Consider the following 12,365-nt stretch of genomic DNA (forward strand, 5'->3'; position numbering starts at 1 on the left):
ATCGCTGATTGTCTGCGGGTTCCAGAAAAATCTCTTGTGTTGCTACTTGTGGGTTTATTTGTGTCACTGATTATCTCTATATTAGGGCCTGTCAAGGCTTGCCAATTTGTTAAAGTTGACCTATTTTTTAGGGCTGATAAATGCCAACGCCGATTTCGTCTTCCTTACGGGTACGGGCAATCACTGACTCAGGAGATTCATGGACACGTAAATCCATTTCATCTTCGGTACGGATCACCTTACCACGCAGAGAGTTGGCATAAACGTCAACAATTTCGACATCAACAAATGTACCAATCATATCAGGCGTACCTTCGAAGTTAACCACACGGTTGTTTTCAGTACGGCCAGAAAGCTCCATGATATTTTTGCGGGATGGGCCTTCAACCAGAATGCGTTGTGTGCTGCCAAGCATGGCGCGGCTATAGCTCATGGCTTGTTGGTTAATGCGCTGCTGGAGCAGATACAGGCGCTGTTTCTTTTCTTCTTCACTCACATCGTCTGGCAAATCAGCCGCAGGCGTTCCCGGACGTGCTGAATAAATGAAGCTGAAACTCATGTCGAAATTAACATCAGCAATCAATTTCATCGTTTTTTCAAAGTCGTCTTGTGTTTCGCCTGGGAAACCGATGATAAAGTCAGAACTGATGAGAATATCAGAGCGCGCTTTACGCAGGCGACGAATAATGCCTTTGTATTCCAGCGCGGTGTGAGCGCGTTTCATCAGGGTCAGAATACGATCAGAGCCGCTCTGGACGGGCAAATGCAGGAAGCTGACCAACTCTGGTGTATCTTCGTAAACAGCGATAATATCGTCAGTAAATTCGATTGGATGGCTGGTGGTGAAGCGTATACGGTCGATACCATCAATAGCTGCAACCAGACGCAGTAATTCCGCAAATGTGCAGATATCCCCGTCAAATGTTGCTCCACGGTAAGCGTTAACATTTTGACCGAGCAAGTTAACTTCGCGCACGCCTTGGGCAGCAAGTTGGGCAATTTCAAATAGGATATCATCGCAAGGACGGCTGACTTCTTCCCCACGGGTGTAAGGAACAACGCAGAATGTGCAGTATTTATTACAGCCTTCCATGATAGAAACGAATGCAGTCGGGCCTTCAGCTCGTGGTTCTGGCAGATGGTCGAACTTCTCTATTTCGGGGAAACTGATATCAACAACAGGGCTGCGGGTGCCTTTTACATGATTAATCATTTCCGGCAGACGGTGCAGAGTTTGTGGTCCGAAGATAATATCAACACTGGGTGCACGCTGGCGGATGTAATCTCCTTCCTGAGAAGCGACGCAACCACCGACACCAATGATGACTTCAGAGTTTTTGTCTTTCAGCCCTTTCCAGCGTCCGAGTTGGTGAAAGACTTTTTCTTGTGCTTTTTCACGAATTGAACATGTGTTCAGGAGTAAGATATCTGCTTCTTCGGCGATATCGGTTAACTGATAACCGTGAGTGGTTTCCAGCAGGTCGGCCATCTTGGATGAATCATATTCGTTCATCTGACAGCCCCAAGTTTTGATATACAGTTTTTTTATCGTCGACATTTTGTGCATCCGGTGTTTTCAGTGAAATAATGCATCAACACTGAAAAGCGTAGTATATGAACCAGCGTATTGAATACAGTGTATTTAGCATAATGTTGCTGGCTATTGTAGTCATTTGAGACACCAGTGACCAGACTGTAACACCGGATATTCACAGCCGGAAAGGGAAAATTCCGGTACACTTTTAATCAAGAGGTTAATAATGTGATGAATATGAATAATCCACAACAAAAATTCGATATTGTTGTCGTTGGTGCAGGTATGATTGGTGCAGCAACGGCATTAGGGCTGGCACAAGAAGGCTGGCGTGTTGCATTATTGGAACACCAGCCACCACAACCTTACAATGCAGATCATGAACCGGATGTTCGTGTCTCAGCGATTAGCTGTGCTTCTGTGGGTTTATTGAAACAGTTGGGGGCATGGAAAAATGTTTTACAGATGCGTAGTGCACCCTATCGGACTCTGGAAACGTGGGAACAGAATGACTCCAACGTGATTTTCGATGCAGAAAGTCTTGGTTTGCCGGAATTGGGGTTCATGGTAGAAAACCATATTTTGCAACTGGCATTGTGGCAGGAATTTGAACGGTATCCCAACCTCACGCTCTTTTGTCCAGCTGCATTGAAATCGATACATCGGCAACATGATCATAAAACCTGGCGGGTTGAATTGGCTAATGGCCCGGAATTAAACACACGTTTAATTGTTGGTGCTGATGGTGCCCGCTCGCAGGTTCGGCAATTGGCTGGTATTGGCAGCAGGGGATGGCAATATCGCCAGTCGTGTATGCTGATTACAGTCAAAACTGAACAGCCTCAGCAAGATATAACATGGCAGCAATTTTTTCCTTCCGGCCCTAGAGCCTTTTTGCCATTGTTTGAACAATGGGCTTCATTAGTGTGGTATGACTCTCCCGCTCGTATTCGCCAGTTACAGGCGATGTCAATGACACAACTTGAGCCGGAAATTTTTCGGGCATTTCCAGCTCGTTTAGGCAAAGTAACGCCGGTTGCCGCAGGGTCGTTTCCTCTGACTCGCCATCATGCCAGCGATTATGTACGCGAAGGTTTGGTTTTACTGGGGGATGCTGCTCATACTATCAACCCATTGGCGGGGCAGGGGGTTAATTTGGGCTATCGGGATGTTGATACTCTGCTTAAGGTATTAATCAATGCTAAAGAGTTACATGAAGAGTGGGACTCTTTGGCAGTATTGAAGCGCTATCAACGTCGCAGGATGCCGGATAATTTGGTTATGCAGGCGGGAATGGATCTCTTTCACACGGCATTCAGCCATGATTTGCCGGGATTAAAAACCATGCGCAATCTGGCATTGATGGCAGCACAACGTTCAGATGTGATGAAAAAACTGGCGCTGAAATATGCGTTGGGCGTGTGATTGTTGTTTTTTATCGAATATTTTTGAGGGTAGGAGCATTTTTTTGCAAATGCTCCGTTAGCCCAAATGTGGATTCCCTTTACGGGGTTTTATTTGTTGGTTTTATCAAAACATCGGCAGGTATTCCAAACATGCCGTGTAAATTTCGGATCATGGGTAATGTCAGGTTACGCTTTCTATTGAGAACTTCATAAACACGGTTAGATTTACCAATTGCTGGTTCTAAATCTTTCACTGTCAAACCGGATTGCTCCATTCTGAATTTAATGGCTTCAATGGGGTCTGGTGAGTCGATTGGATAATGTTCTTTTTCATAGGATTCAATCAATAACACCATGACTTCCATGTAATCGAATTCAGGTGTGCCCATTTCAGGTTGGTTATCAAATAGTAGTGCTATCGCTTTTAGTGCGCCCTGATAATCCTGCTCTGTTCTGATGGGTTTAATATTCATTGTTCACTCCAGATCTACGCTGTTGGCATCTACGGTATCGTACTGTTTATGCGTACCGATAAATTTAACATACACCCAACCTGCGGGGTAAAAGATGGAAACTATCAGACGGTAATCGTTTCCCTTAATGTTAAATAACACGCGATTATTTTTCAGGATGCTCGCATTGCGGTATTGAGCTTTAATATCAGCTGGCGTCTTCCAAGAGGCTTTTTTGGCCTCATCAAACCAAGCCTTTAGTGGTTGTTCAGCATCTGGGTGTTTTTCCCAAAGTGCTTTCAGTGATGCAACGGATATTATTTTCATAACCTTCATGGCAGTCCCGAAATGGGACTAAAACAAGTGTTTATTGTTTAATCTATGACCTGGCATATTTTAATAATGTGTATTAAGTGCTGTTTGATGAAGATATAGGGGAAATTTAGCGGCAGAAAAACAAAAAAACCACCTATCGGTGGTTGTCAATTTAGTTAACATTTTTAAAAACTTGGCTGGGGTACCAGGATTCGAACCTGGGAATGCCGGAATCAGAATCCGGTGCCTTACCGCTTGGCGATACCCCAACTGAATTTTAAATGGTGGCTACGACGGGAATCGAACCTGTGACCCCAGCATTATGAGTGCTGTGCTCTAACCAGCTGAGCTACGTAGCCATTTACATTAACTGTAAATTTTAGAAAATATTCAGGAATATGGCTGGGGTACCTGGATTCGAACCAGGGCATGCCAGGATCAAAACCTGGTGCCTTACCGCTTGGCGATACCCCATCTGAAAACAATACTAAAACTTAAACCCAAAATAACGCTATTTCAACTCGATTTAAGTACAACCGACGAAGAAAATGGTGCGGGAGGCGAGACTTGAACTCGCACACCTTGCGGCGCCAGAACCTAAATCTGGTGCGTCTACCAATTTCGCCACTCCCGCAAAGATGGTGGCTACGACGGGAATCGAACCTGTGACCCCAGCATTATGAGTGCTGTGCTCTAACCAGCTGAGCTACGTAGCCATCTTTTTTCGCTTTGCCTTCATCGGCGGTGCGGGGCGCATTATGCGTATATCAGACAAATGCGTCAACTGCTTTTTTAAAAAAATATGCATAATATCGCTTGTTTGTTTGGCTTGTAATCATGTTGATGATAAAACCAACGGGATTGGTGAAGTTATCCTCCAAGAAGATGTTGTAACAGTACACCATTGAGCATTGCGCGCTTTGTTAAGGCAAATGCACCAATTGCAGAACAGTGATTTAGTTCGGAAACAACAACGGGGAGATCTTCACGGAAGGCTTTTAACGACTGTGTGTTGATGCAGCGTTGGATAGCAGTAAGTAGAACTTGCTCAGCTTCCGTAATATCGCCAGCAACAACTATCTTCTGGGGATTAAAGAAGTTAATGGCGATGGCAATAGCTTTACCAAGATTGTGTCCTACCTGTCTGATAACTTCAACGGCCAGAAGATCTCCCTGATTAGCTGCGAAGCATATGTCATGAATAGTGCAGCTATTCAAGGTTAATTGGCTTGGAAATCCCTGCCGTAATTGATGCTGTACTTTAGCCTCTATTGCTGAGTTAGATGCAATAGTTTCCAGACAGCCAAAATTACCGCAATGACAACGTTCACCCAGCGGCTCGATTTGGATGTGTCCTATTTCTCCCAGATTGCCGCGTTTGTTGAGCAAGATATTATTATTGACGATAACTCCCGCTCCTGTACCACGGTGAACACGTACCAGAAGTGAGTCTTCACAATTGCGGGTGGCCCCGAAATAGTGTTCTGCCAACGCAAGGCTGCGAATGTCATGCCCGGTAAAGCAGGAGATATTGAAATGTTTCCGTAGGTTTTGCACCAATGGCCAATTGTTTACTTTTATATGTGGCATGTAGCGAATGATGCCGTTATCGGGATCCACCAAGCCGGGAAGAATGATTGAGATTGCGATCAGTTCACGGATCCGCCGCTGATTTTTGGCAATGAAATTCTCAATGGCGGAGATAATCCGTTTTTCGACTTCCTGTTGTGTCCTCTCTTGTACGGGGTAGTGTTCTTCGGCTAATTGTTTGGCACTCATATCAAATAATGCGATTGTCGCATCATGGCGTCCGAGCCGTATGCCAATAGTATGAAAGCGGCTGGTTTCTGTAACGATAGAAATAGCCCTGCGCCCGCCAGTAGAGGCTTGTTGGTCGATTTCTTTTATCAGGCCACGTTCTAATAACTGACGTGTAATTTTGGTGACACTGGCAGGAGCAAGCTGGCTTTCTTCTGCAATTTGAATACGGGATATTGGGCCATGTTGGTCTATCAAACGATAGACCACCGCACTATTGAGCTGTTTAACCAGATCAATATTACCGATTTGCTTTTGTGCATTATGGTTACTCATCAGGCCCTATACTCACGATAGTTCAATTTCATTTCCATTAGCGATGTTTTCATTCGCTGTTTTTTCGTTAACCACGTTTTCGTGGGCTATGTTTCCGTTAACTATGGTTTTGCAGATTTTGAAATTATGTGTGAATGCGGTCAGGTTTGCGACTTTGCCGACTTCAATCGTACCGAGGCGTTTATCAACACCGATGGCTTTGGCTGGATAAAGAGTTGCCATCCGCAATGTTTCACCCAAAGCGATACCAACATGTTCAACACTATTCTTGATACTCTCTATCATTGTGACTGAGGAGCCGCTTAGTGTGCCATGTTCATCAACACATAATCCGTCACGATAATATATTGTTTTATTGGCAAAGGTGAATTGCTCCAGAGTATTTGTCGCTGAATCAAGACCGGCAGGAACGATGGCATCTGTCACAAGAACTAATTTCTCATTTTTCAATCTTTTGGCGCTACGGATATTTGGCCATGATACATGCATGCCATCACAAATAATGCCGGCATAGACTTCAGAAGTATCGTAAATAGCGCTGATTAACCCGGGTTGACGACCGGAAATGGCAGGCATGGCATTATATAAGTGAGTAGAAAAAGTAATGCCATTGTGGAACCCTTTCCGGGCTTCTTCATAAGTTGCATTGGAGTGACCAGCAGAAACAATAATACCCGCTTCAGTTAATTGGCGAATATACTGAGCTTCGATCATCTCAGGAGCGAGAGTAATCTTGGTGATCACATCAGCATTAATACACAGATAATTGATCATTTCAGGTGTCGGCCTGCGTATGTAGGCTGGATTGTGAGTCCCTTTTTTTACCGGATTAATGTAAGGCCCTTCCAGATGTAGCCCAAGTGCCTGATTAGGATGATTGGCCAAGTAGATACGCATCACTTCGATGGCCTTAATCATCAGTTCATCAGGGCTGGTGATAAGTGTAGGTAAAAAATTGGTACAACCATGACGCTGATTAGTTTCCTGCATAGTACACAGCGTCTCTTCCGTAATATATTCCAGCCGTTCATTATATTGGACACCTCCGCAGCCATTGACTTGCAGGTCAATGAATCCGGGAGAGAGATTTGCACCGTGTAAATCGTGTTTTTCAATATTTTCCGGTAATTCGTTTTCTGGACAGACTTGCTTAATCAAACCATCTGCAATGATGACAGCATGTCCGTCCAGTCTTTCGTGCCCAGTGTAGATAATACAGTTAGTTAAAGCGTACATTCTGGTCTCCTAAGCGCCTGAATAAATACTAACTGGCGAACTCATTAAGAATTTCCGCCTCTAGCTGGTGAAAATATTTCACTGTTTTTACTCTCAACTCCATCGTTGCAGGTTCATCACAGACGATGATTGCTTTTGGGTGTATCTGTAGACAGCTTACTGTCCACATATGATTAACGTTGCCTTCAATTGCAGCTTGCAGGGCCAATGCTTTTTGGGCCCCGGTCGCTAAAATCATGATCTCCTCGGCATCCATTAATGTACCTACACCAATGGTTAAAGCATATTGGGGAACTAAGTCCACATTATTATCGAAAAAACGAGAGTTAGCTGTTCGCGTTTCTAGCGTTAATGTCTTAATCCGGGTACGTGAAGAGAGGGAGGATGCAGGTTCGTTAAAGGCAATATGACCGTCATTACCTACACCGCCCATAAATAGATGGATTTTTCCATACGACTTGATCTTATTTTCATAACGTAAGCACTCAGCATCAACATTTTCCGCATTGCCATTGAGTAAGTTAATGTTTTCTTTTGGGATATCAATGTGATTAAAGAGGTTCTGATGCATGAAAGTGTGGTAACTCTGGGGGTGATTTGTAGGAATACCGACATACTCATCCATATTGAAAGTGACGACATGCTTAAAACTGACTTTTCCTGCCTGATATAGCGCGATGAGTTCTTTATAGGTTGTCAATGGTGTGCTGCCAGTGGGCAAGCCGAGTACAAAAGGACGCTCTGCTGTTGGATTGAATTCATTGATTTTACTAACAATGTAGTACGCAGACCATCGACCTACATCACTTGTATTTGTTAGGGGGATCAGCCTCATGATGACCTCTTTAAAAATTATTCATGATTAAAAATGGAACTATACAAACAGCTGTCGAGGAAAGCCGTCTATCATATCGATTCTTTGTGATGGTTCTACTTGTCGAAAGTTGTAATGTTATTTTTTATAATAAAATAAGTTTTTGATTAAGGCCATATTTTGATTAAAAAAATATCAATTGTGGTGATTTTTATCACATATAAGAAGGATTTAATTTGTGATGAAAAATATTTTTTTTAGACTAAAAATGTTTTAACAATAAATACATAAGTGATGTCATTACATCATTCATTAAATAAAAGACTCCATTAATGGAGCTTTAAGGGGGCGTGAGTGAATATTCTAAGTTACTTACAACGGATTGGCCGGGCATTGATGGTGCCTGTGGCGATATTGCCCGCAGCGGCAATATTGGTCGGAGTAGGGTATTGGATAGACCCAACTGGTTGGGGTACTGACAATCCTCTGGCAGCATTGTTTATTTCATCAGGGAATGCCATTCTCGAAAATATGGCAATATTATTTGCGGTTGGTATTGCCTATGGTATGTCAAAAGATAAGGATGGTGCTGCCGCACTGACGGGATTAGTCGGATTTATGGTTGTCCTCAAACTATGTTCTCCCGCAGTAATCGCCATGATTAAAGGTATTCCCGTTGCTGAAGTACCAGCAGCATTTAGTAAGATCAATAACCAGTTTATTGGCATCTTAGTGGGAGTCATTTCAGCCGAACTTTATAACCGCTACAGTAGTGTTGAATTGCCTCAGGCGTTGTCATTTTTCAGTGGCCGTCGTTTAGTGCCTATATTGAATTCATTCTTGATGATCCTGCTCTCCTTTATCCTGATGTTTGTCTGGCCTGTGATTTATAGCTGGCTGGTGGCATTCGGCGAAAGTATTACCAACTTTGGTTCAACCGGGGCAGGGCTTTATGCTTTCTTTAATCGCCTGTTAATACCGATAGGTTTGCATCATGCTTTGAATTCAGTCTTCTGGTTTGATGTTGCAGGCATCAATGACACCCCTAATTTCCTGGCAGGAGCAAAATCTATTGCTGAAGGAACAGCTATTCCGGGCATTACCGGGCGTTACCAGGCAGGTTTCTTTCCCATCATGATGTTTGGTTTACCGGGAGCGGCATTAGCGATTTACCATTGTGCCCGGCCTGAAAACAGAGCCATGGTTGGTGGTATTATGATGGCAGGCGCATTTACCGCATTCTTTACTGGTGTGACGGAGCCGCTTGAATTCTCTTTCATGTTTGTTGCACCTGTACTTTATGTCCTGCATGCTATTATGACGGGGATTTCAGTCTATATTGCGGCGACTATGCACTGGATTGCCGGTTTTGGTTTCAGTGCTGGCTTTATTGACCTTTTGCTCTCTTCACGCAATCCGTTAGCCGTTCACTGGTACATGCTTATCCCACAAGGCTTAGTTTTCTTTTGTCTCTACTATGTCGTATTTCGTTTCACGATCAAAAAATTCAACCTATTGACGCTAGGGCGTGAATTGTCCTCCACCGGCCAAACGGATGGTTATGATATCGATATGGCTGCAAAAACTATTGGCTCAGATAATATTCAGGAAGAAGCGTATAAATATATCGCAGCAGTAGGGGGTTCAGGCAATTTAACGGGCATTGACTCCTGTATTACCCGTTTACGCTTATCCGTAAGAGACTCAGGTTTGATTAATGAACAGGCGGTCAAGCGACTTGGTGCTTCCGGGATTATCCGTCTGAATAAAGAGAGCGTTCAGATTATTATTGGAACCCGTGCAGAACTGGTTGCTAATGCCATGAAGAAAGTTATCACCAAAGGCCCTATTGCGGCTGATACGGAACATCAGAATTCAAAGCCTGACACTCAGGTAAAAAAAGATCGTAAGCCACAAGACAAAGCTATTTTAACCTTAATGGCTCCTGTAACAGGTGAATTGGTTAAATTAGAGGATGTTCCAGATGAAGCATTTTCCAGCAAGTTAGTAGGTGATGGAATTGCAATTAAACCGACCTCAAATACTGTTTTTTCACCGATTTCAGGTACGGTGGTGAAAGTGTTCGATACCAGTCATGCACTGTGTATTGAGGCAGATAACGGTGTTGAAGTGATTATCCACATAGGTATTGATACCGTTTCTTTACAAGGTGAGGGTTTTGAGCGTTTGGTTGAAGAAGGTGTGAGAGTAAAAGTAGGGGAGCCATTATTGAAATTGGATCTTGAATACCTAAACGCTCATGCCAAATCAATGATAAGTCCGATTGTTATCAGCAATATTGATGACTATGCAGGTGTCAGTATCATGGCTGAAAGTCATGTTATTGCTAAAGAATCAAATTTATTTCAGGTAATGAAATAGATTAATGCATTTCTCCTTCCAAGTTAACGGTGATCGTTTCGGCGATCACCGAATTATATAAAAATACCCCAGCTAGCTGGAGTGAGGAGCACATTATTTATTGTGCGGATCAGTTAATCGTCGTGCTGGAAAATCATCGCATTTGCTGATCTTACTTGGTGCTATTATTGAGCGCTTTATGAGAAAGACGGCAAGCCATTTTTTAATAATGGCTTGTCAGTATCCTTCACTGTTTTTAACGAAAATTTAACGATATTGTACATAAATCGCTTTTTAGCACTAACTTTGCTCTTTTCGTCCATTTCCCATTAACTAAGTGTTGTTTCTCGGTTCAGCTTAATAGATTATAGAGGGTTATGTTAAAGCGCTTTTTGCATTGAGGAATAAAACGATGAGTGAGGCAGATGCTCGCCCGACAAACTTTATTCGTCAGATAATTGACGAAGATTTGGCAACTGGTAAACATACATCCGTACATACCCGTTTCCCACCTGAACCTAATGGCTATCTGCATATTGGCCATGCGAAGTCGATCTGCCTGAATTTTGGTATAGCACAAGACTACCAGGGGCAATGCAACCTGCGTTTTGACGATACAAACCCAGTGAAAGAAGATATTGAGTACGTTGAGTCGATCAAAAATGATGTCCAGTGGCTGGGATTCCAGTGGAGTGGTGATATTCGCTACTCTTCTAACTATTTCGATAATCTGTATGAATACGCGCTTGAATTGATCAATAAAGGTCTGGCGTATGTCGATGAATTAAGCCCAGACGAGATCCGCGAATATCGTGGCACGCTAAAAGAGCCGGGTAAAAACAGCCCGTACCGCGATCGCAGTGTGGAAGAGAACCTTGCTCTGTTCGAAAAAATGCGTGCTGGTGAATTTACTGAAGGGAAAGCCTGTCTGCGGGCAAAAATTGACATGGCTTCTCCATTCATCGTCATGCGCGATCCGGTTCTGTATCGCATTAAATTTGCAGAACATCACCAATCCGGTAATAAGTGGTGCATCTATCCGATGTACGATTTCACCCATTGTATTTCTGATGCCCTGGAAGGGATCACCCATTCTATATGTACATTAGAGTTTCAGGATAACCGTCGTTTGTATGACTGGGTATTGGATAACATCACGATTGATTGCCACCCACGTCAGTATGAGTTTTCTCGCCTGAATCTGGAATACACGGTGATGTCCAAGCGTAAACTGAATCTGCTGGTGACAGAAAACATCGTTGATGGCTGGGATGACCCACGTATGCCAACGATTTCTGGCTTGCGTCGTCGTGGCTATACTTCTGCTGCGATCCGTGAATTTTGCCGTCGTATCGGGGTGACTAAACAGGATAACAACGTTGAAATGGCAGCGTTGGAATCTTGTATTCGTGATGATTTGAATGAAAATGCACCGCGTGCTATGGCAGTTCTTGATCCGGTAAAACTGGTGATTGAAAATATGCCGGAAGGTGAAGTCATTCTGACAATGCCTAACCATCCAAATAAACCAGAAATGGGTAGTCGTGAAGTGCCTTTCAGCCGTGAAATTTATATTGATCGCGCTGATTTCCGTGAAGAAGCAAACCGTCAATATAAACGTCTGGTACTCGGTAAAGAAGTTCGTCTGCGTAATGCTTATGTGATTAAAGCTGAACGTGTCGAGAAAGACGACGCAGGCAATATCACTACTATTTATTGTCACTATGATGAGCAGACCCTGAATAAAGATCCAGCTGATGGTCGCAAAGTGAAAGGGGTTATTCACTGGGTAGATGCTGCACATGCTGTCCCTGCGGAATTCTATCTGTATGACCGTCTGTTCAGTGTACCGAACCCGGGGGCGGAAGAGGATTTCCTGCCTACGATTAATTCAGAGTCATTAGTGGTACGTAAAGGTTTTGTTGAGCCGGGGCTGGCAAAAGCACCGCCGGAAAAAACCTATCAGTTCGAGCGTGAAGGGTATTTCTGTGCTGACAGCAAACTCTCAAGTCCTGAACGTTTAGTGTTTAACCGTACTGTAGGTTTGCGTGATACTTGGGCGAAAATCGCCAAAGAATAATGTAAATTGAATACACGAAAAAAGCGTGATTATTATCGCGCTTTTTTTATGCTTAAAAGTCTCGTAATGAAAA

The 12,365-nt window shown here is 43.4% G+C and carries 8 protein-coding genes, 5 tRNA genes and 1 pseudogene; 3 read left to right on the plus strand and 11 right to left on the minus strand.

Going from position 1 to position 12,365, the window contains the following annotated elements; genetic code table 11:
- Positions 1 to 127: 127 nt before the first annotated feature.
- The gene (gene miaB / locus Xbud_RS01955) at positions 128 to 1,558 is read right to left on the minus strand and encodes a tRNA (N6-isopentenyl adenosine(37)-C2)-methylthiotransferase MiaB (protein WP_099134477.1); all 1,431 of its coding nucleotides are present in this window, start codon (positions 1,556 to 1,558) and stop codon (positions 128 to 130) included.
- A gap of 213 nt (positions 1,559 to 1,771) precedes the next feature.
- Between miaB and ubiF the strand changes: the two genes are divergently transcribed.
- Positions 1,772 to 2,959 (plus strand): 3-demethoxyubiquinol 3-hydroxylase, encoded by a 1,188-nt coding sequence (gene ubiF / locus Xbud_RS01960; protein WP_099134611.1) that lies wholly within the window; start codon positions 1,772 to 1,774, stop codon positions 2,957 to 2,959.
- A gap of 79 nt (positions 2,960 to 3,038) precedes the next feature.
- On the opposite strand, the gene Xbud_RS01965 is transcribed toward ubiF, so the two are convergent.
- From Xbud_RS01965 to nagB, 10 genes and pseudogenes are all read right to left on the minus strand, one after another.
- Positions 3,039 to 3,413 (minus strand): helix-turn-helix domain-containing protein, encoded by a 375-nt coding sequence (locus Xbud_RS01965; RefSeq protein ID WP_099134478.1) that lies wholly within the window; start codon positions 3,411 to 3,413, stop codon positions 3,039 to 3,041.
- A gap of 3 nt (positions 3,414 to 3,416) precedes the next feature.
- Positions 3,417 to 3,719 carry a type II toxin-antitoxin system HigB family toxin gene (locus Xbud_RS01970; RefSeq protein WP_099134612.1) on the minus strand — a complete coding sequence of 101 codons (303 nt, stop codon included), beginning with the start codon at positions 3,717 to 3,719 and terminating at the stop codon, positions 3,417 to 3,419.
- Between the two features lie 182 nt (positions 3,720 to 3,901).
- Positions 3,902 to 3,976: transfer RNA gene (locus tag Xbud_RS01975), tRNA-Gln, on the minus strand.
- Between the two features lie 13 nt (positions 3,977 to 3,989).
- Positions 3,990 to 4,066: transfer RNA gene (locus Xbud_RS01980), tRNA-Met, on the minus strand.
- Between the two features lie 40 nt (positions 4,067 to 4,106).
- Positions 4,107 to 4,181, minus strand: a tRNA-Gln gene (locus Xbud_RS01985).
- Positions 4,182 to 4,256: 75 nt separating this feature from the next.
- Positions 4,257 to 4,341: transfer RNA gene (locus Xbud_RS01990), tRNA-Leu, on the minus strand.
- Between the two features lie 5 nt (positions 4,342 to 4,346).
- A tRNA-Met gene (locus Xbud_RS01995) sits at positions 4,347 to 4,423 on the minus strand.
- Positions 4,424 to 4,577: 154 nt separating this feature from the next.
- Positions 4,578 to 5,801 (minus strand): DNA-binding transcriptional regulator NagC, encoded by a 1,224-nt coding sequence (gene nagC / locus Xbud_RS02000; RefSeq protein WP_099134479.1) that lies wholly within the window; start codon positions 5,799 to 5,801, stop codon positions 4,578 to 4,580.
- 90 nt (positions 5,802 to 5,891) lie between these two features.
- Positions 5,892 to 7,037 (minus strand): annotated as a pseudogene (gene nagA, locus Xbud_RS02005) (N-acetylglucosamine-6-phosphate deacetylase); the annotation flags it as partial.
- A 28-nt stretch (positions 7,038 to 7,065) separates the two neighbouring features.
- On the minus strand, positions 7,066 to 7,872 hold the full coding sequence (gene nagB, locus Xbud_RS02010; protein WP_099134481.1) for a glucosamine-6-phosphate deaminase: 807 nt from the start codon (positions 7,870 to 7,872) through the stop codon (positions 7,066 to 7,068).
- Between the two features lie 333 nt (positions 7,873 to 8,205).
- On the opposite strand from nagB, the gene nagE reads away from it, so the two are divergent.
- The gene (nagE, locus tag Xbud_RS02015) at positions 8,206 to 10,233 is read left to right on the plus strand and encodes an N-acetylglucosamine-specific PTS transporter subunit IIBC (RefSeq protein WP_099134482.1); all 2,028 of its coding nucleotides are present in this window, start codon (positions 8,206 to 8,208) and stop codon (positions 10,231 to 10,233) included.
- Positions 10,234 to 10,624: 391 nt separating this feature from the next.
- Positions 10,625 to 12,292: a glutamine--tRNA ligase gene (gene glnS / locus Xbud_RS02020; RefSeq protein WP_099134483.1), complete on the plus strand. Its 1,668-nt coding sequence runs from the start codon at positions 10,625 to 10,627 to the stop codon at positions 12,290 to 12,292.
- The last annotated feature ends 73 nt before the right edge of the window (positions 12,293 to 12,365 follow it).

The sequence above is a fragment of the Xenorhabdus budapestensis genome (assembly GCF_002632465.1).
In the GTDB taxonomy this organism is placed as follows: Bacteria; Pseudomonadota; Gammaproteobacteria; order Enterobacterales; family Enterobacteriaceae; genus Xenorhabdus; species Xenorhabdus budapestensis.